This window comes from Burkholderia sp. FW306-1C-G01B (assembly GCF_058781685.1).
Window position 1 is genome coordinate 96,059 of sequence record NZ_JBYSWZ010000012.1, and the last position, 19,233, is coordinate 115,291.

The window sequence follows — 19,233 nt, forward strand, 5'->3', positions numbered from 1 at the left end:
GCTTACGGCAATCGCTCGACGCTTGATAGGCCGCGTTGTTTCGATGCAAAGGAGGCTGCCATGGACGCCGCTTACAGAATCGCCATCCTCGCCAGTGTGACCGCCCTCGGCATGACATCGCATGCAAGCCGGGCGGAGCAAACCGTCAACGCGACGTTGCGTTCGAACTCGATCCAGCTCGAGACACACAACGTGAAAGCGGGTCGCGTCACGTTCGACGTCAAGAATGCTGTGGACAACAACATGGAGCACGAACTTGTCGTGCTCAGGACCGATCTCCCGGATGATGCACTTCCTGTCCGCAAACGGCAGGTGCTGGAGCACAGGTTGAGAAAGATCGGCGAAGTCGAAGACATCGCGCCGGGCACGAGCAAGCGCGCGTCATTCAAGCTCACGCCCGGCCACTACGTGCTGATCTGCAACAAGCCGGGACACTACGTTGCGGGCATGCATACGGCGCTTGTCGTGACGCCGTAAGTCACTTCGCGGCCCGAAAGACAGCCCGGACGCGCCGGGTACCGATGTCGTGCGATCGGAACCGGAGACTTCGCCACGCGGCGCGGCGTGTGCGTCGTCGACTTCAGCCCCTCTTCAGTTCGTCCGTCGCGCGGCGCCGCCTCGGCGTCACGCGGACGGATGCCCTTGTGCTGCTGACCCCCGCCCCTTTTCAACGACGGCACAGCAAGCAGACCAATCAGCGAGAGGGTGACGATCCGGAACGCCACTCGCTGACGTCGACCGTCCGCGGATTTGCACAGGCTGAACCTGCCCGCGTGTTCCAGTGCTGCCGGAATCGCCCCCAATGATCCGGTCATGATGTCGGGAAGACGGTCCATTGAATTTCCATCCGTACACTTCACGATGGACCCTGGAGCACACTCTCGGGTCAAGGCCTGCGGCTCACTTTTCTGCTGAAGTCCGCTGCAGCCAGCGCGTGCGCACCACATGATCAATCGATAACAATCCGGCGCCGCGACACAACAGCACGATCAGCATCGCCGCCCATTGAATGTGTATGGGCCACGCCTGCGGATAGACAAAGATTTCAATCACCGAGGTCATCCCGAGCAGGACCAGCGCGGCGGGCCGGACTGCCAGGCCGAGTACAAGCAGCACCGGCATGCTCAGTTCGATCGAGACAGCCATGTATGCGGCGATTTCGGGTGGCAGCACCGGCAACCGGTACTCTTCCGAAAAGAGTTGCAGTGCCGCGTCCCAGTTCGCAAGCTTGGTCATCGCCGAGTTCCAGAAGACGGTCGCCACCGCAATCCGCAGCGGGATGGCGAGCAGCCAGTAAGGAACACGCTCGAGCGTCTGCGCGATGCGCAGCAGTGCGTCGCGCGCGCTCGCCCGGGTATGGACGGTTTGTGACAGGCGAGTCATGTCCGTGATCCTCCGTCGAACGCGCAGTCGTTCGCCGACTGCGACGCTTCAGCAAAACATCCGCGTGCAAGACAGGTTGCGAGCAGTGCGTATCCGTGCGCTTCGGGAGCTTTCGCGAGTGCGACACTCACCGCCTCGCCTGCGAAGAGCGCCGTGGCGATCTGCCATTCGGCGACACTCAAGCGGAGCGTCTCCACATCTTCGGCCGTGCGCTGCACGAGCAGGTGTGCGGGCGCGTCGTCGAGCCGGATCGCGCGTAGGGCCGAATCGTCGTTCTCGAGCACTGCGCGCCAGATCGCGTCGGCGGGAGAGTTGCAGCGCAGCAGCCGCGCAGCTGGATGGGGCCGCAGCCGCAACTCGCCCAGCGCGACGTCGTCGAGTCGTGCCAGGCGGGCAAGATCGCGTATCGGATCGTCCGGTGCGTGAAGCACGAGATTGACCTGCCATTCGAGGCGTGCGACGTCGCCGAGGTACGGCAGCGACGCGGTCTGCGGCATCTGCGCGAGGAAGTCGGGAAACTGCGCGCCGTATTCGTCCAGCCACGCGCGATGCGGCGGCGCCGTGCTGCAGAACAGGCGCGCGGCACCGTCGAAGAATTCGGCGCCGACCAGACGCTGCACAGCCGGAAAGCTCAGGCGCAGCGCATTGGCCAGCACGCTCATCGCCGTGTTCCGGTAGATGTTCAAGCGCGCGCGTGGCTCCAGCCCGTCGCCGAGCACCATGGCTGCAATGTCGCCATTCGCATCGTGATCGGCATCGCACAGCAGGCTGCGGCTGAAAGCCTGCTGCACGTCAGCAAGCGAATGCGTTTGCGGTTTCATTTCGAATCGCCTCCCGTACGGCATCCGCGATGGCCGCTTCCTGAATCAGAACCTCGAGCGTGGGCACGTCGTTGTCCCATTCGATCAGCGTCGGCACCGGGCCAAAACGCCGTAGCGCCGCTTCGTAGAGTGTCCACACCGCGGGCGCGACGCGCGAGCCATGATCGTCGATGCGCAGTGTTCGGCCGTTCTCGAGTTGCATCGTGCTATGGCCGGCGAGATGGATTTCGCCGATCGCCGCCGGCGGCAGCGTAGCGAGATAGGTATGCGGGTCCCAGCCATGATTGCACGCGCTGACGTAAACGTTGTTCACGTCGCAAAGCAGGCCGCATCCCGTGCGCCGCGCGATTTCCGAAAGAAATTCCCACTCTGGAATGGTCGAGTGGACGTAGCGTAAATAGGTGGACGGGTTCTCCACCAGAATCTGCCGTCCGAGCGCGGTCTGCACCTGGTCCACATGCCGGCATACGACCTCCAGTGCCTCCTCGGTCATCGGCAAGGGCAGCAGGTCCGCCAAATAGGTTCCGCCCACCGCGCTCCACGACACATGCTCGGAAACCAGGTCGGGCTCGAAACGCAGCACTGCTGCACGCACCCGTGCGAGATGCACGGCATCCAGCCCGTCCGCGCTGCCGAGGGACAAGCCCACGCCATGCAGCGACAGCGGGTAATCGCGACGAATCGCATCCAGACATCGCGACGCCGTGCCACCGCCCATGTAGTTCTCGGTGTGCACCTCGAACCATGCGACAGCCGGCCGCTCGTCAATGACCGTCCGATGGTGCCGGAAGCGCAGCCCGACGCCCGCCCGGGCCGGAATCGGGCGCGGCGCCGGGCGATGCGGCGCGGATACGCTCATGATGGGGCGGGCCGTCAACCGGCCTTGAGCTTGCCGCCGGCGATCTTGCCGCAATCGCCGGCCGGCAACAGCACGAACGACTTCGAATCACGAGCCTGCGTGGCCTGCCCCGCGCACGAATGTGCGCCCTCGGCGCAGTCGTTCTTGGCGACCGCGTTCACGCCATAGCATTTTTCCAGATGGTTCTGCGCCATCTTCGCCATGTTGTCCTTGACGACCTGGGGCATATTGCTCATATCCTTCATACCCTGCGCCTGTCCCGGAGCGGCTTGCATGGCAAGCGCAAGTCCGATCGCGGCTGACAGGGAGGAAACGGCTAAGGCGGATTTGCTCATGGTGTCTTCTCCTGAAGATCGGGGGATCGCCGGTGCGCGACCTTGTCAGAAAATTCGCTCCGCGGCGACTAAAGGTTACGCAGCGCGCCGGAAAATTTTCTGCGCCGGACCTTGTAGCGGGATACCTTGGAAATGACCGACGACGAAAGCCATCGTGCAAGGCGTATCCGTCTGGTCCGGCCGGCAGCCGGGCCCGAGGCAGGTAGCGGACGGGCGGCGATTCGGGAGGACGGATCGCCCGACTGGTCGACGCTGATGGCATGCGCACAGATCGGCGACCGGGACGCCTACCGCCGGCTGCTCGAGAGCGTCACCCCGTACTTGAGGCGACTTGCTGCACGCCACGGCGTCCACCCCGATGCCATCGAGGATGTGGTGCAGGACATACTGATCACCCTTCATCAAGTGCGCCACACCTACGCGCCCGAGCGGCCATTCGGGCCGTGGCTGGTATCGATAGCGAGTCGCCGCATCGTCGACGCGCTGCGTCGCCAGGGCCGTGCGGCATCACGCGAGATGTCGCTCGACCCCGACCACGAAACCTTGGCCGGCGACGGAGCGAATCTTATGGAGGAGGCAGCCGATGCGCGGGTGCTGCGCGACGCGCTTGCCCGCTTACCCCAGGGCCAGCGCGACGCGATCCGGATGCTCAAACTCGAGGAAATGTCGTTGAAGGAAGCGGCCGTCGCGAGCGGCATGACGGTTGCCGCCCTGAAGGTCGCGGTCCATCGCGGGATCAAGACATTACGTAAATTGTTGGCGAGAAAAGGGACAGCTGAATGATACGGCCGACCTCCGAACTGATCGAATCGCTGGTAGCGGACAGCACGCCGGTCCGCCCGCTGCGCCGGCCGCTGTGGCGGGCAACAGGCTGGCTGACGTTCGCGGCGCTGCTGCTCCTTGCCATCGCCGTCGCGCACGGCTTGCGGCCGGATCTGTCGTTGAAGCTGCACGAGCGGGCGTTCGTCACCGGCATCGCAGCGGCGGCGGCAACAGGAATTCTGGCCGCCATCGGCGCGTTCATCGCGAGCGTGCCGGGGCGCTCGCTGCGGTGGCTTCTGTTGCCGTCGCCGGCTCTGTTCGTCTGGATCTCGACGATCGGCTACGGTTGCCTGACGAATTGGGTCGAAATCGGCCCCGACGGCCTGTCGCCGGGCGAAACGGCCCGCTGTTTTGCGACGCTCGCGCTCACCGGCGTGCCGCTTTCGTTGACGCTGCTGATCATGCTGCGCCATGCCGCACGTCTCGCGCCGGTGCCCGTGGTCATGGCGGGAAGCGTTGCCGTCTCCGCGATGACGGCGCTCGCGCTATCGCTCTATCATCCGCTCGACGCCACGATGATGATTCTCGCGTGGAACGTCGGACTGACGATTGTCCTGCTGATCGCAAGTGCGTCGTACGGTGCGCGGCTGCTCCGTTGGGTCGGGGCAGGCGTGTGATCGACAGATGGACGGCAGCCGATTGTCCGGCCGCTCGCATCGGGCCTGCCGTTACGCACGGCCCGACCCAACGGAGCAGCCGCGCGAGCGGCGCATGGCCGTGCTCATTACACGCGCTTCAACGCTTCCAGCCCCTCCGGCAGCTTCGCATCCGGAAACTGCGTGGACAGCGTCGCATCCCGCCACCGCGCGGCTTCTTCCGCGCGCTGCGTTTCCGCCTGCTCGCATACGAACAGCGCATCGCCGCCGAGCAGCAGGCGCATCGGAACGTCGTCGCGCCGCGACAGCTCGACGATCAGCTTCGCGATCCGCGCCGGATCGCCGACCTCGTGGCCGGCATATGCGCCGTACAGCTCGAGAATCTTCCCGACCGACGGCTGATAGTCGGGCAGCAGGTCGTCGACGCTGCGCTTCGCCTGCGCGGCCCAGTCGGTGCGCATCCCGCCCGGCTCGAGCGTGCACACGCGCACGCCGAACGGCGCGACTTCCTTCGACAGCACGTCGCTGAACCCGCCGACCGCCCACTTCGCCGCCTGATACGCGGACAAACCGGCCGTCGACGTGCGCCCGCCGACCGACGATACCTGGAAGATGTGGCCCGCGCGCTGCGCACGCATCGTCGGCAGCACCTCGCGCGTCAGGTTGATCACGCCGAACAGGTTCGTTTCGATCTGGTCGCGGAAGTCGTCGGCGCCCATCTGCTCGAACGGCGCCGTATGGCCGTAACCCGCGTTGTTCACCAGCACGTCGATGCGTCCGAACGCTTCGCGTGCCGCCGCGACAGCCTGCGCGGCCGCCGCTTCGTCGGTGACGTCGAGCGCCACCGGCAGCAGCCGGTCGCCGTATTGCTCTGCCAGATCGGCCAGCCGCGCTGGATCGCGCGCACCGGCCACCAGCCGGTCGCCCGCCGCCAGCACCGCTTCCGAAATCGCTCGCCCAAGGCCGCGCGCGGCCCCTGTTACCAGCCAGACTTTCGACATTTTTCCACTCCTCGAAAAGATGAAACCACGAAAATGAATGATTACTCACTCATTAATATCGACGATGCATCGATGATTCGTGCGATGCGTCGCCCTGCCTGAAACCGTCCTGCCTTCCGTCTCGCGGCACACGCAGCACCCATGCCCCACGACGGCCAACCCTTCCGTCACATCGTTCGCGTCACGCTCACACGGCGTGCAGCACGGCCCACAGCGCACGAAACCCGGCTTCCCGGTACGCATCGGCCCGCGCCGGATCGCGCGCGACCGACTCCATCGCCGTTTCCGCGATCGACGTAAACAGCGCCGCGCAGAACGCATGCGCCTCGTCGGGTTTCAGCCCGCTCGACGCGACGATCTGCTCCTGCAACAGCGAGCGAATCGTGCCGAAGCCTTCGGCGCCGGCCGCACGATGCACGTCGTCGATGCGCCCGCTCACGCCGAGCTGCTGCAGCGCACGCCGCCCGTCCGGATTCGCGACGCCCCACGACACATAGCCGTTCCACGCATGCCGCACGGCCTGTTCGGCCGGCGCGCCTTCCGGAAAACCGGCCATCATCGCTTCGCGCATCCCGGCCTTCAGGCTCAGATACAGCGCGTTCAGCAACGCATCCTTGGTCTCGAAGTACGTGAACACCGTGCCTTCCGCCACACCGGCGAGCCGCGCGATGCGCGCGGTGGTCGCGGTCGCGCCGTCCTCGGCGAGCGCGCGGGCGGCGGCGGCGAGGATGGCTTCATGCTTGTCGGGACTGCGCGGTCGGGCCACGTTCGATTCCTTTAATGAGTGAGTACTCAATCATAATCAGGCCGCCCGACGGAATGCAAGCCCTGTTACATCTGGGGGAACGCATACGCAATCCATCAAAACCGTGCACTATTATCGTTTTGCCGTACCGGTGCCGGCCATCCGGCGCCCGATGCCTTCGACGTTCGTTTCACGTTCCCCGTTTCAAACCGCGAACCACTCATGACGAATCAGCCTACCCAGACCGCGGCCGACCGGCCCGTCGACATGATCATCTTCGGCGGCGGCGGCGACCTGGCCGCCCGCAAGCTGTTGCCCGCGCTGTACATGGCGCATCTGCACTGCAACCTTCCGCCCGAGACGCGCATCATCGCCGTCGGCCGCCGCGACTGGGGCATCGACGGCTATCGCAAGTTCATGGACGAGCAGTCGCGCCCGTTCATCGACGAGAAGGCGTTCAACGCCGACGCGTGGAGCCGTTTCCTCGACCTGTTCAAGTACGTGCTGATCGACGTGAACGCGCCGGACGACTACCTGCGGCTCGCCGAAGCGGCGCGCGGCAACGCGATCCGCGTGTTCTACCTGTCGACGTCGCCGGAGCTATTCACGACGATCTGCGACAACCTGTCGGCCGCGCACCTCGTCGACGCGCGCTCGCGCGTCGTCCTCGAAAAGCCGCTGGGCCACGATCTCGCGTCCGCGAAGGCGATCAACGATGCGGTCGGCAAGCACTTCGAGGAATCGCAGATCTATCGGATCGACCACTATCTCGGCAAGGAAACCGTGCAGAACCTGATGGTGCTGCGCTTCGGCAACCCGATCTTCGGGCCGCTGTGGCAGGCGCCGAACATCCGCAGCGTGCAGATCACGGTCGCGGAAACGGTCGGCGTCGGCAGCCGCGCGGGCTTCTACGACCATACCGGCGCGCTGCGCGACATGGTGCAGAACCACCTGCTGCAACTGCTGTGCATCGTCGCGATGGAGCCGCCCGTGTCGCTCGACCCGGACGCGGTGCGCGACGAGAAGCTGAAGGTGCTGCGCTCGCTGCGGCCGATGGCGCTGTCGGACGTCGCGCGCGACACGGTGCGCGGCCAGTACACGGCCGGCGCGGTCGACGGCCAGCCGGTCAAGGGCTATCTCGAGGAAGACAACGTGCCGGCGGACAGCCGCGCGGAAACCTTCGTCGCGCTGCGCGCGCACATCAACAACTGGCGCTGGGCGAACGTGCCGTTCTTCCTGCGCACGGGCAAGCGGCTGCAGCGCCGCCAGTCGGAAATCGTGATCGAGTTCGCGGACATGCCGTTCTCGATCATCCCGACCGGCCCGCGCCACTACGGCAACCGCCTCGTGATCCAGCTCCAGCCGGAAGAGTCGATCCAGTTGCAGATGCTCGCGAAGGAACCGGGCAGCGGCATGAACATGGTGCCCGTCAGCCTGAACCTCGACCTGCAGCAGGCGATTCCGGAACGGCGCGCGGAAGCGTACGAACGGCTGCTGATCGACGTGATCCGCGGCCGCCTCACGCACTTCATGCGCCGCGACGAGCTCGAAGCCGCATGGTCGTGGGTCGAGCCGATCCTCGACGGCTGGAAGCAGCTCGGCGACCGGCCGCGCCTGTACACGTCCGGCACGTTCGGGCCCGCGGCCTCGTCGGCGCTGCTTGCGCGCGACGGGATGTCCTGGTCCGAAGAGGCGTAACCGCAGCACGACGGCGTGCCGCCACGCGGCACGCCGGGCCAAGCGGGGCGTGTGCCTGCCCCGTCTTTCCCCGCCTTCCCCCGCAAGCCGCCCGCAGCCGCTAGCGCGGCTCCAGCCACGCGGCCTTGCGCCGGGCCGGCGCATCGCTGCCGCTGCTGCCGCCGCCCAGCACCTCGATCATGTAATCGACGAACGACGCGATCCGCGACGAGATCGCGGTATTGCGGTAGTACACCGCATGGATCGGCTGCTCGACGTCGAGCGTCTGGCGCGCGAGCACCTGCACGAGCCGCCCCGCTTCGCGATCCTGCGCGGTCATGAAATCCGACAGGCAGACGATGCCCGCGCCGTCCAGCGCGAGCTGCCGCAGCGTCTCGCCGCTCGACGACCAGATGTCCGGCTCGATGCGGCACGGCTCGCCGTCGGTGCCGAGGATCGGCCACACGTTCAGCGATTCGGGCTGCGTGAAGCCGAGCAGCGTGTGCCTGCCGAGATCCTCGACCTTGCGCGGCTGACCATGCGCTTCGACATACGCGGGGCTCGCGAGGATACGCAGCCGGCTGTTGCCGATGCGCCGGCTGTGCAGCGTCGAATCCTTCAACCGGCCGATCCGGATCGCGACGTCGGTGCGCCGCTCCAGCAGGTCGATGATCCCTTCGTTGCTGTTCAGCTCCAGCTCGACTTTCGGGAAGCGTTCGCGGTAGCCGCGCACGAGCGGCACGATCACGTGCAGCATGAACGGCGTCGCGGCGTCGACGCGCAGGCGCCCCGACGGCATCTCGCGACGCGCGAGCATCTGCTCTTCCGCATTCTCGACCGACTCGATGATCGCGCGCGCGTCCTGCAGGAATGCGCGCCCTTCCTCGGTCAGTTCGAGCCGGCGCGTGGTACGGCGCAGCAGCGTGGTCTTCAGCTTCTCCTCGAGCCGCGCGAGCGTGCGGCTCGCCGCCGACACGGTGAGGTCGAGCTGCTGCGCGGCAGCGGTGATCGAACCGGTGTCGACCACGGCGGCAAAGGCCTGGAGTTCGTCGAGCGTGATTTTCATTGTTGATTTGAAATCAAAACAATTTGGTTTATAGACCAGTTTTTCCGCAAAAGTAAAGTCGGCACACTGCGATCCATCCTTACTGGAACCAGGATCCCATCATGCCACTCGCCCTGCTTGCGCTGACCATCAGCGCATTTGCCATCGGCACCACCGAATTCGTGATCGTCGGGCTGATCCCGACGATCGGCGCCGACCTCGGCGTCAGCCTGCCGTCGGCCGGGCTGCTCGTCAGCCTGTACGCGCTGAGCGTCGCCATCGGCGCGCCGCTCCTGACCGCGCTCACCGGCCGCGTGCCGCGCAAGACGCTGCTCGCCGCGCTGATGGCGCTCTTCACCGTCGGCAACCTCGTCGCATGGCAGGCGCCCGGCTACGAATCGCTGATCGTCGCGCGCATCCTCACCGGCCTCGCGCACGGCGTGTTCTTCTCGGTCGGCTCGATCATCGCGACCACGCTCGTGCCGAAGGACAAGGCGGCCAGCGCGATCGCGACGATGTTCAGCGGGATGACCGTCGCGTTCGTCGCCGGCATTCCGCTCGGCACCTTCATCGGCCAGCACTTCGGCTGGCGCGCGACGTTCCTGATCGTCGCGCTGTTCGGCCTCGTTGCGTTCCTCGGCGCGGTCGCGTTCGTGCCGCGCGCTCTGCCGCAAACGCCGCCGGCGCCGCTCGCGCGCCAGCTTCGCGTGCTCGCGCAGCCGCGCCTGCTGCTCGTCTTTGCGATGACGGCCGTCGGCTACGGCGGCTCGCTGATCGCGTTCACGTACATGGCGCCGCTGCTCGAACAGATCGCCGGCTTCACGCCGTCGCAGGTGAGCCTCGTGCTCGTCGGCTACGGCGTGTCGGTCGCGTTCGGCAACGTGTGGGGCGGCAAGCTCGCGGACGCCGTCGGCCCCGTGAAGGCGCTCAAGCGGATCTTCCTGCTGCTCGCGATCGTGCTGCTCGCGCTGACCTTCACGATCCACGTCAAATGGCTCGCGGTGCTGACGATGCTCGCGTGGGGCGCGGTCGCGTTCGGCAACGTGCCGGGGCTGCAGGTGTATGTCGTCAAGCAGGCGCGCCACTTCGCGCCGGACGCCACCGACGTCGCATCGGGCTTCAACATCGCCGCGTTCAACCTCGGCGTCGCCGGCGGCTCGTCGCTCGGCGGCCTGATCGTCGCGAACGTCGGCCTCGGCCACACGCCGTGGATCGCCGCGGTGGTCACGCTCGGCGCGTTCGCGCTCACCGCGCTGAGCGGCCGTCTCGACCGTCACCACGGGCTGCCCGAACGCACGGCAGAACCCGTCGAACTCGCCCATTGAACGTCACATCCATTTGCAGGAGCTGATCAGCATGAACGCATCGACCCAGCGTCCGCCGTTCGCCGGCAAGACATTCGAAGTCCGTTACGACGGCCTCGCCGCGCTCAACGCGTATGACGAGGACGGCCGCCACATGCGCTACGAGATCACCGAAGGCGCATACGCCGGCGCGCAGGGCGAAGTCGCCTGCACGTGGCAGCACATCGCCGGCGAGACCTACGCGATCTCGTGGCAGGAAGCCGACCGCGCGACGGTCGTGCACATCGACGATTTCGCCGCCGGCACATCGCGCTCGTTCTTCACCGCGTCGTCGCTCGATTTCTACCGGCTCGAAGGCAGCCTGCGTGCGATCTGAACGGAGCCCGACGATGTCCACTTCACTCGACAAACTCGCCGACGGCGGCTTCAGCGTCGGTATCGAACTGCCGCTCGACAACGACTGGTCGCCGGCCGGCGACGCGAAGCGCCAGCATGACGGCCGCCGCCCCGGCGTGCCCAACCTGGAAATCCACGCGGAGCTCGCGCAACTGGCCGACACGCTCGGCTTCCGCGCGCTCTGGGTGCGCGACGTGCCGGTGTACGACCCGTCGTTCGGCGATGCCGCGCAGGTGTTCGAAACGTTCTCGTATCTCGGCTACCTCGCCGGTATCACGCGCGACATCCTGCTCGGCACGGCGGCCGTCGTGCTGCCGCTGCGCGAACCGCTGCTGACGCTGAAATCGGCCGCGACGATCCAGGAACTGAGCGGCGGCCGCCTGCTGCTCGGCGTCGCGAGCGGCGACCGGCCGGTCGAATATCCGCTGTTCGGCCGCGACTTCGCATCGCGCGGCGCGAATTTCCGCGACCAGATCGCACTGCTGCGCGACGGCGCGCGCGCTCACCTGCCGCCCGGCCTCGACGTGCTGCCGGCCGCCCGTTCGCCGGTGCCGCTGCTCGTCGCAGGCCTCGCACAGCAGACGCCCGCGTGGATCGGCGAGCACATGGACGGCTGCCTCGCGTATCCGGGCACGCCGGCCGACCACGCGCAGCGTGCCGCGAACTGGCGCGCCGTGGCAGGCGACAAGCCGTACGTGAGCTTCATCCACCTCGACCTCGCGGAAGATCCGCACGAACCGCTGCAGCGGCACCGCTTCGGCGCCCGCGCGGGACGCATCGCGCTGACCGAGGAACTCGCTGCGATGCGCGACGCCGGCGTGCGGCACATCGGCCTGCATTTCCGCCGCAACCGCCGTCCGCTCGACGAGACGATGGCCGAGATCGCAGCGGACGTGCTGCCGGCGTTCCATGCGAACGCGAACACAAGAGCGAGCGCGCGAACACGCGTCGCATAAGGCCGGCACCGGCCCGCAGCGGGCCCGGTTCACAACCGATATTTGAATTCAAATCAAATATTTTTGACCTCTAAAGGCGTTTATCTCATCAGTCTCAAACGCCAGAATGACTCGCATACCGCAACCGTTCCCCTCTCCCAGGAGCACACGATGAGCAAGATTCCCGCATTCGGCCTCGGCACTTTCCGCCTGCAAGGCCAGGTCGTCGTCGACTCGGTCCGCAACGGCCTCGAGCTCGGCTACCGCGCGATCGACACCGCGCAGATCTACGGCAACGAAGCCGAAGTCGGCGAAGCGATCGCCGCATCGGGCGTGCGCCGCGAAGACCTGTTCCTGACCACCAAGATCTGGGTCGACAACTACGCGCCGGACAAGCTCGTGCCGAGCCTCGAAGAAAGCCTGCGCAAGCTGCGCACCGACCATGTCGACCTGACGCTGATCCACTGGCCGGCCCCGGACAACGGCGTCGCGCTCGACACGTTCATGACCGCGCTGGCCGATGCGAAGGCAAAGGGCCTCACGCGCCAGATCGGCATCTCGAACTTCAACATCGCACTGGCGAAGGAAGCGATCGCGGCCGTCGGCAAGGATGCGATCGCGACGAACCAGATCGAACTGAGCCCGTACCTGCAGAATCGCAAGCTCGTCGAGTTCCTGAACGGCGAAGGCATCCACGTGACGTCGTACATGACGCTCGCGTACGGCAAGGTGCTCGGCGACCCGGTGATCGGCGCGATCGCGCAACGTCATCACGCGACGCCCGCACAGGTCGCACTCGCGTGGGCGCTGCAGCTCGGCTACTCGGTGATTCCGTCGTCGACGAAGCGCGAGAACCTCGCGAGCAACCTGCTCGCGCAGACGCTGCGCCTGACCGACGAAGACATGGCGCAAATCGCCGCGCTTGACCGCAACGGCCGCGAAGTCGATCCGGCCGGCCTCGCGCCGAAGTGGGACTAAGCGCACCGCACCCTCAATCGACCCGTCCGCGGCCAGCCGGCCGCGGCACCGACAGGAATTCACCATGACCCAGGACCCGCTTTTTCAACCGCTGCGACTCGGCACGCTGACGCTGCCGAACCGCATCGTGATGCCGCCGATGACGCGTTCGCGCGCGAGCCAGCCCGGCGACGAAGCCAACGAACTGATGGCCGCGTATTACGCGCAGCGCGCGAGCGCGGGCCTGATCGTCAGCGAAGGCACCTATATCGCGCCGCTCGGCAAGGGCTACGCGTGGACGCCCGGCATTCACACGCCGTCGCAGGTCGCCGGCTGGCGCAAGGTGACGGACGCCGTGCATGCCGCGCACGGGCGCATGTTCGCGCAGCTGTGGCACGTCGGCCGGCTGAGCCACACGAGCCTGCTCGGCGGCCGGCAACCCGTGTCGTCGTCGCCGATCCAGGCGAAGGGCGTGAACGTGTTCATCGCCGGTGAAGACGGCAGCACGCCGGGCTTCGTGCAGGCGTCCGAGCCGCGCGCGCTGACGATCGACGAGATCCGCGAGATCGTCGGCCAGTACCGCGCCGCCGCGCGCCACGCGATCGAAGCCGGCTTCGACGGCGTCGAACTGCACGGCGCGAACGGCTATCTCGTGAACCAGTTCATCGACTCGAATGCGAACACGCGCACCGACGCGTACGGCGGCTCGCTGGAAAACCGGCTGCGCTTCCTGCGCGAAGTCGCGCAGGCGCTGATCGAAGGCACCGGCGACGCGTCGCGCGTCGGCATCCGCCTCGCGCCGCTGACCACGCTGAACGGCTGCGTCGACGACGATCCGGAAACGACCTACCTCGCCGCCGCGAAGCTGCTCGGCGAGCTCGGGGTCGGCTACCTGCACATCGCGGAAGCCGACTGGGACGACGCACCGCTGATGCCGGTCGAATTCAAGCGGCAACTGCGCGCCGCGTACCCGGGCGTGCTGATCTACGCCGGTGCGTACACCGCCGAGCGCGCGCGCGAAGCGATCGCCGCCGGCTGGGCCGACCTCGTCGCCTTCGGCCGCCCGTTCGTCGCGAACCCCGACCTGCCCGAACGCCTGCGCACCGGCGCCGCGCTCACGCCGCACGACCGCAACACGCTGTTCGGCGGCGGCGCACAGGGCCTGACGGACTATCCGACGCTCGCGCAAGCCGCCGCGTGAACGATCCACAGGAATCCGACATGAGAATCACGCTCCCTTCCCGCCTGGGTTTCGGCACGGCGCCGCTGGGCAACATGTATCGCGACATCCCGAACGAAGAAGCACTGGCCACGGTCGATGCGGCCTGGGAAAGCGGTATCCGCTACTTCGACGCCGCGCCGCTGTATGGCGCGGGCCTCGCCGAGCTGCGCCTCGGCGAAGCGCTCGCAGGCCGTCCGCGCGACGAATATTCGCTCGGCACGAAGGTCGGCCGGCTGGTCCTCGACGAACACGAGGACGCGTCGCAGCGCGATCTCGGCGAGAAGGGCGGCCTGTTCCGCCATGGCCTGCCGAACAAGATCGTCTACGACTACACCGAGGACGGCACGCTGCGCTCGATCGAAGCGAGCCTCGAGCGGCTGCGCACCGACCGGCTCGACACCGTGTGGATCCACGATCCGGCCATCGACTTCCACGGCGAGCGCTGGCTCGACGTGTTCGACGTCGCGATGTCGGGTGCGGCGAAAGCGCTCACGCGGCTGCGCGACGAGAAGGTCATCAAGGGCTGGGGCCTCGGCGTGAACCGCGTCGAGCCGTGCGAGCTCGCCCTCGAACGCTCGGATCCCGACGGCTTCCTGCTCGCCGGCCGCTACACGCTGCTCGACCATGCGGGCGCGCTCGAACGGCTGATGCCGGAAAGCGTCGCGCGCGGGCTCGGCATCATCGTCGGCGGTCCGTACAATTCCGGCGTGCTCGCCGGCGGCACCCACTTCGAGTATCAGCCGGCGACGCAGGACATGCTCGATCGCGTCGCGCGCATCCGGCAGATCGGCGAGCGCTTCGATGTGGACGTCCGCGCGGTGGCGCTGCAGTTCTCGCTCGCGCACCCGGCCGTCGCGGCCGTGATCCCCGGCGCGAGCCGGCCCGATCGCATCGACGAGAACCTGCGGCTGGCCGCGGCGCCGATTCCGTCCGGACTGTGGGACGCGCTGAAGGCCGAGCGCCTGATCGCGGAACACGCGCCGACGCCGGCCGGCGCGGCCTGAGCTGCTTCCGCGCGACCGCCGCGACGAGCGGCCGCGCATAGCCATTCGGTGGCAATCGCGGCGACTATCGCCGCGATTGCCATTTCCGAATTGCAGCCTGCGCAATCGGCGTCTAGCGTTTACGGGATCGACCCCGCACGACCGTCACCCGACCTGAAAGGACGCCCCGCCATGCCAAGCCGCTCTCCGAAACGCGACATGCTGCTGGCCCTCGCGGCCGGCCTTTCCTTCGCGGCTTTCACGTTACCGGCTTACGCAGAAGATGCGGCCGGTCTCGCGCCGCCCGAGCCTGCGACGCCGGTACTGTCGACCACCGCGACCGGCGTACAGATCTACGCATGCGAATACGACAATGAACACCGGCTCGCGTGGACATTCCAGCGCCCGGAGGCGATGCTGTTCGACGCCGACGGCACGCTCGTCGTCCGGCACGGCGCGGGGCCGTCGTGGGAAGCGCTCGACGGCAGCCGCATCACCGGCAAGAAGCTCGCGGAAGCGCCGAGCGCGCGCCCGGGCAGCATTGCGCAACTGCTGCTCGCCGCGACGCCGGCCGCAACCGGCACGCTCGCCGGCGTGCGCTTCGTGCAGCGGCTCGATACCGCGGGCGGCACGCCGCCGGCTGCGACGTGCGCGACCGAACATGCGATCGGCCGCTTCCCGTACTTTGCGCGCTATGTGTTCCTGAAGTGACGCGTACGGCGCCCGAAGCGCCGGGCGCCATCCTGCTACCTGCCGTCACGCATCCATTCAATCAGTTTTCCTATATTTTATGAATGGAAGCATGAAATCGTCCGCGTCATCGTTACGGTTGCAACGTGCTCAGCGTATCCGCATCGACAGCTCGACATCGCCGCCGAACGGCACCGACAGATAGCCGTTTTCCGGTGCGCGCACATAAGCGAGGTAGTCGGGGCTGTATTCCGCGTTGTCGGCGACGACGAACGCACCCGCCCCGAGCCGCGATTCGACCAGCGCGAGTATCTCGGGATACAGCGCCTTCGCGCCGTCGAGCAGCAGCAGATCGACCGTATCCGGAAGGTCGGCGGCCAGCGTGCGCAGCGCATCGCCTTCGCGAATCTCCACGAGATCGGCAAGCCCGGCGGCCGTCAGGTTCGCCCGCGCGCGCACGACCTTCGACGGCTCGAACTCGCTCGTGATCAACCGGCCGCCGCCGTTGTCGCGCAGCGCGGCCGCGAGATGCAGCGTCGAAATGCCGAACGACGTGCCGAATTCGACGATCGCCCGCGCGCCACGGCTGCGCGCGAGCATATACAGCAGCGTGCCCGTCTCGCGCGATACGGCGAGCGGGTAATCCTTCAGGCGCGCATAAAAATCGGCGTAGTCGGTCTTGCTGCGCATCAGCCGCGCGTGCTCGTCGTGCGACAGGTCGGCAAAGTCCGGGCTCGTCGCGGGCGACGACGCGTCGGCCTCGTCGAACAGGCGCTCCAGCAGCGAGGCAAGCGGGTCGAGAATCAGGGTGGTCATGCGAATCTCCGGTATCGGGTTGAGTGCGTCGTTGCACCCGATTAGAATATGACGAACTATTCAGGTTTTACTATTCGCATTGGCAAACCGCTCATGACCGACCGCCGAAACACCCGGATCGCCACGCGCAAACAGCCCCAGCAGGCCCGCTCGACGCGTCTCGTCGAAGACGTCCTCCAGGCCGCTGTTCAGGTTTTGGCGAGCGAAGGCGCGCAGCGCTTCACGATGGCGCGCGTCGCCGAGCGGGCCGGCGTGAGCGTCGGTTCGCTGTACCAGTACTTCCCGAACAAGGCGGCCGTGCTGTTCCGGCTGCAGTACGACGAATGGCGGCAGACATCCGAGATGCTGCGCGGCATGCTGGAGGACGCGCGTCAAACGCCGCCCGAGCGGCTGCGCACGGCCGTCCACGCGTTCATCCGTTCGGAATGCGACGAGGCGCGCATGCGCATCGCGCTCGACGACGCCGCGCCGCTCTATCGCGACGCGCCCGAGGCGCAGGAAGCGAAGGCGGCCGGCAACCGCATCTTCCAGGCGTTCATGCGGGAGGCGCTGCCCGATGCGCCGGACGCCACGCGCGCGCTCGCGTGCGACCTGATCACCACCACGCTCGCCACGGCCGGCAAGGCGTTTTCGGAAAGCGAGCGCACGCCCGTGGAAATCGACGCGTATTCGGCGGCCATGGGCGACATGTTCTGCGCGTACCTCGAGCGTCTCGCGCACAATTGACGCGTGGACGGGACCGGCCACGACGAAAGACTTTCGTAATACCCGATACGCCACCCGCTGCCGCCCTGCCCGCCGACCCCGCATTCAAATAGTCGCCTTAACGGATTCGAACTAGGCGTATACACGCGTTCCGGCACGACGAAGCCCCGTTTCACGCCGATATAAGCGTTGCGACATGCGCTGCATGCTCTTCCCCCAATGGGACGTGATGGGCGGTTCGCCTAACCTTCGCTACGGCAAAGCACACGTGACGGGGTCGACCACACAACGCGCCGTACGACGCGACACGCTCGCGATCGTTTCGATTCGCGCATGACGACACGGATCACGCGTCATTCGTCCCCACGACGTTGCCGACAATCCCAACCAGATACGAGACACCCTGACGACGGTTCTCTACGGGCCGTTTCAGCATGCTGATAAAGGAGCAAGCTCATGAGTGATACCCCGGTGCAGCCGACGGTCGGCGTCGGCGCGGAAGAAACTGACTTTGGCACCACGGGAGTCATCGACCGGTACTTCGGCATTTCGTCGCGCGGCAGCACGCAGCGCGGCGAAATCATTGCGGGCGTGACCACGTTCCTCGCGATGGTCTATTCCGTGTTCGTCGTGCCCGGCATGTTCGGCAAGGCCGGCTTCGACACGAGCGCCGTGTTCGTCGCGGTCTGCCTCACCACCGCGTTCGGCTCGCTGCTGATGGGCCTGTGGGCGAAGCTGCCGATCGCGATCGGCTGCGCGATCTCGCTGACCGCGTTCACCGCGTTCGGCCTCGTGCTCGGCAAGGGGCTGCATCCGACGGTCGCGCTCGGCGCCGTGTTCCTGATGGGCCTCGTGTTCACGGGCATCTCGGTCACCGGCGTGCGCTCGTGGATCCTGCGCAACCTGCCCGCGGGCGTCGCGCACGGCACCGGCATCGGCATCGGCCTGTTCCTGCTGCTGATCGCGTCGAACGACGTCGGCCTCGTGATCAAGAACCCGGGCGCCGGCCTGCCGGTCTCGCTCGGCCAGATCACCGCGTTCCCGGTCATCATGTCGGTCGTCGGCCTCGCCGCGATCTTCGGCCTCGAAAAGCGTCGCGTGCCGGGCGGAATCCTGCTCGTCGTGATCGCGATCTCGGTGTTCGGCCTCGTGTTCGACCCGGCCGTGAAGTACCACGGCATCTTCGCGCTGCCGTCGCTGAGCGCACCGGGCCATGCGTCGCTGATCGGCGCGATGGACATCAAGGGCGCGCTGTCGATGGCCGTGCTGCCGAGCGTGCTGGCGCTGGTGATGACGGCCGTGTTCGACGCGACCGGCACGATCCGCGCGGTCGCCGGGCAGGCCGGCCAGCTCGACGAGAACGGCCGCATCATCAACGGCGGCCGCGCGCTGACCGCCGATTCGATCAGCTCGATCTTCTCCGGCTTCCTCGGCGGCGCGCCGGCGGCGGCCTACATCGAGTCGAGCGTCGGCGTGGCCGCCGGCGCGAAGACGGGCCTCGCGGCGGCCGTGGTCGGCCTGCTGTTCCTCGTCGTGATGTTCTTCTCGCCGCTCGCGGGCCTCGTGCCGTCGTACGCCACCGCACCCGCGCTGATGTACGTCGGCCTGCTGATGCTCGGCAGCGTGAGCAAGCTGCACATGGACGACATGGTCGACGCGATGTCGGGCCTCGTGTGCGCGGTGTTCATCGTGCTGACCGCGAACATCGTGACGGGCATCATGCTCGGCTTCTCGACGCTCGTGATCGGCCGCATTGCGAGCGGCGAATTCCGCAAGCTCAACGTCGGCACCGTGCTGATCGCGGCCGTGCTCGTCACGTTCTATCTCGGCGGCTGGGCGATCTGACCGCGGATCGTGCGCGACGTCGCAGGCAGAAGGACGGCGCGCATCCGGACGACAACGTCTCCTCCACCATCATCGTTGATGGTCTCCCGCCTGGGA

General features: G+C 66.9%; 22 protein-coding genes. 13 read left to right on the plus strand and 9 right to left on the minus strand.

Annotated elements, in window-relative coordinates; all coding sequences use genetic code 11:
• The first annotated feature begins 60 nt into the window (after positions 1–60).
• Positions 61–477 carry a plastocyanin/azurin family copper-binding protein gene (locus AC3WLY_RS23520; RefSeq protein ID WP_175960070.1) on the plus strand — a complete coding sequence of 139 codons (417 nt, stop codon included), beginning with the start codon at positions 61–63 and terminating at the stop codon, positions 475–477.
• On the opposite strand, the gene AC3WLY_RS23525 is transcribed toward AC3WLY_RS23520, so the two are convergent.
• The 5 genes from AC3WLY_RS23525 to bufA1 form a co-directional block, all read right to left on the minus strand.
• Positions 435–836 (minus strand): hypothetical protein, encoded by a 402-nt coding sequence (locus AC3WLY_RS23525; RefSeq protein WP_175960069.1) that lies wholly within the window; start codon positions 834–836, stop codon positions 435–437. The two genes, AC3WLY_RS23520 and AC3WLY_RS23525, sit on opposite strands and share 43 nt — an antisense overlap.
• Before the next feature lie 64 nt (positions 837–900).
• Complete coding sequence (locus tag AC3WLY_RS23530) at positions 901–1,383, minus strand: DoxX family protein (protein ID WP_175960068.1); 483 nt, start codon at positions 1,381–1,383, stop codon at positions 901–903.
• Positions 1,380–2,204: an HvfC/BufC N-terminal domain-containing protein gene (locus AC3WLY_RS23535; RefSeq protein ID WP_175960067.1), complete on the minus strand. Its 825-nt coding sequence runs from the start codon at positions 2,202–2,204 to the stop codon at positions 1,380–1,382. The genes AC3WLY_RS23530 and AC3WLY_RS23535 overlap by 4 nt, the downstream gene beginning before the upstream one ends.
• Positions 2,176–3,063, minus strand: coding sequence for an MNIO family bufferin maturase (gene bufB / locus AC3WLY_RS23540; protein WP_175960066.1), 888 nt, complete (start codon positions 3,061–3,063; stop codon positions 2,176–2,178). Before bufB ends, AC3WLY_RS23535 begins: the two co-directional genes overlap by 29 nt.
• Before the next feature lie 14 nt (positions 3,064–3,077).
• Positions 3,078–3,398, minus strand: coding sequence for a BufA1 family periplasmic bufferin-type metallophore (gene bufA1, locus AC3WLY_RS23545; RefSeq protein ID WP_175960065.1), 321 nt, complete (start codon positions 3,396–3,398; stop codon positions 3,078–3,080).
• Positions 3,399–3,530: 132 nt separating this feature from the next.
• On the opposite strand from bufA1, the gene AC3WLY_RS23550 reads away from it, so the two are divergent.
• Together AC3WLY_RS23550 and AC3WLY_RS23555 are read left to right on the plus strand one after the other, a co-directional pair.
• Positions 3,531–4,181, plus strand: coding sequence for a sigma-70 family RNA polymerase sigma factor (locus tag AC3WLY_RS23550; RefSeq protein ID WP_175960064.1), 651 nt, complete (start codon positions 3,531–3,533; stop codon positions 4,179–4,181).
• The gene (locus AC3WLY_RS23555) at positions 4,178–4,837 is read left to right on the plus strand and encodes an NrsF family protein (RefSeq protein ID WP_492309763.1); all 660 of its coding nucleotides are present in this window, start codon (positions 4,178–4,180) and stop codon (positions 4,835–4,837) included. Before AC3WLY_RS23550 ends, AC3WLY_RS23555 begins: the two co-directional genes overlap by 4 nt.
• Before the next feature lie 107 nt (positions 4,838–4,944).
• Here the strand turns inward: AC3WLY_RS23555 and AC3WLY_RS23560 are convergent, their stop codons facing one another.
• Together AC3WLY_RS23560 and AC3WLY_RS23565 are read right to left on the minus strand one after the other, a co-directional pair.
• The gene (locus tag AC3WLY_RS23560; RefSeq protein ID WP_492309762.1) at positions 4,945–5,817 is read right to left on the minus strand and encodes an SDR family NAD(P)-dependent oxidoreductase; all 873 of its coding nucleotides are present in this window, start codon (positions 5,815–5,817) and stop codon (positions 4,945–4,947) included.
• A 187-nt stretch (positions 5,818–6,004) separates the two neighbouring features.
• Positions 6,005–6,583, minus strand: a complete 579-nt coding sequence (locus AC3WLY_RS23565; protein WP_175960062.1) for a TetR/AcrR family transcriptional regulator — start codon at positions 6,581–6,583, stop codon at positions 6,005–6,007.
• Between the two features lie 201 nt (positions 6,584–6,784).
• On the opposite strand from AC3WLY_RS23565, the gene zwf reads away from it, so the two are divergent.
• Positions 6,785–8,260 (plus strand): glucose-6-phosphate dehydrogenase, encoded by a 1,476-nt coding sequence (zwf, locus tag AC3WLY_RS23570; protein ID WP_175960061.1) that lies wholly within the window; start codon positions 6,785–6,787, stop codon positions 8,258–8,260.
• 100 nt (positions 8,261–8,360) lie between these two features.
• Here zwf and AC3WLY_RS23575 read toward each other — a convergent pair whose 3' ends face one another.
• Positions 8,361–9,305: a LysR family transcriptional regulator gene (locus AC3WLY_RS23575; protein ID WP_310136602.1), complete on the minus strand. Its 945-nt coding sequence runs from the start codon at positions 9,303–9,305 to the stop codon at positions 8,361–8,363.
• A gap of 101 nt (positions 9,306–9,406) precedes the next feature.
• On the opposite strand from AC3WLY_RS23575, the gene AC3WLY_RS23580 reads away from it, so the two are divergent.
• From AC3WLY_RS23580 to AC3WLY_RS23610, 7 genes are all read left to right on the plus strand, one after another.
• Entirely contained in the window at positions 9,407–10,609 is a 1,203-nt protein-coding gene (locus tag AC3WLY_RS23580) for an MFS transporter (RefSeq protein WP_047902309.1), read from the plus strand.
• 31 nt (positions 10,610–10,640) lie between these two features.
• Entirely contained in the window at positions 10,641–10,964 is a 324-nt protein-coding gene (locus AC3WLY_RS23585; RefSeq protein ID WP_492309761.1) for a MoaF-related domain-containing protein, read from the plus strand.
• 13 nt (positions 10,965–10,977) lie between these two features.
• Entirely contained in the window at positions 10,978–11,940 is a 963-nt protein-coding gene (locus AC3WLY_RS23590) for a TIGR03571 family LLM class oxidoreductase (protein ID WP_310136607.1), read from the plus strand.
• Between the two features lie 150 nt (positions 11,941–12,090).
• On the plus strand, positions 12,091–12,897 hold the full coding sequence (gene dkgB / locus AC3WLY_RS23595) for a 2,5-didehydrogluconate reductase DkgB (protein WP_492309760.1): 807 nt from the start codon (positions 12,091–12,093) through the stop codon (positions 12,895–12,897).
• Between the two features lie 64 nt (positions 12,898–12,961).
• A complete protein-coding gene (locus tag AC3WLY_RS23600) occupies positions 12,962–14,077 on the plus strand; it encodes an alkene reductase (RefSeq protein ID WP_072440226.1) in 1,116 nt (371 codons plus the stop codon).
• 20 nt (positions 14,078–14,097) lie between these two features.
• Positions 14,098–15,102: an aldo/keto reductase gene (locus tag AC3WLY_RS23605; protein ID WP_175960056.1), complete on the plus strand. Its 1,005-nt coding sequence runs from the start codon at positions 14,098–14,100 to the stop codon at positions 15,100–15,102.
• A gap of 171 nt (positions 15,103–15,273) precedes the next feature.
• The gene (locus AC3WLY_RS23610) at positions 15,274–15,792 is read left to right on the plus strand and encodes a DUF3455 domain-containing protein (protein ID WP_425132381.1); all 519 of its coding nucleotides are present in this window, start codon (positions 15,274–15,276) and stop codon (positions 15,790–15,792) included.
• Positions 15,793–15,921: 129 nt separating this feature from the next.
• On the opposite strand, the gene AC3WLY_RS23615 is transcribed toward AC3WLY_RS23610, so the two are convergent.
• On the minus strand, positions 15,922–16,587 hold the full coding sequence (locus AC3WLY_RS23615) for an O-methyltransferase (RefSeq protein WP_425132380.1): 666 nt from the start codon (positions 16,585–16,587) through the stop codon (positions 15,922–15,924).
• 48 nt (positions 16,588–16,635) lie between these two features.
• On the opposite strand from AC3WLY_RS23615, the gene AC3WLY_RS23620 reads away from it, so the two are divergent.
• Positions 16,636–17,313: a TetR/AcrR family transcriptional regulator gene (locus tag AC3WLY_RS23620; RefSeq protein WP_175960053.1), complete on the plus strand. Its 678-nt coding sequence runs from the start codon at positions 16,636–16,638 to the stop codon at positions 17,311–17,313.
• A gap of 435 nt (positions 17,314–17,748) precedes the next feature.
• Entirely contained in the window at positions 17,749–19,137 is a 1,389-nt protein-coding gene (locus AC3WLY_RS23625) for an NCS2 family permease (protein WP_492309759.1), read from the plus strand.
• Positions 19,138–19,233 lie beyond the last annotated feature (96 nt).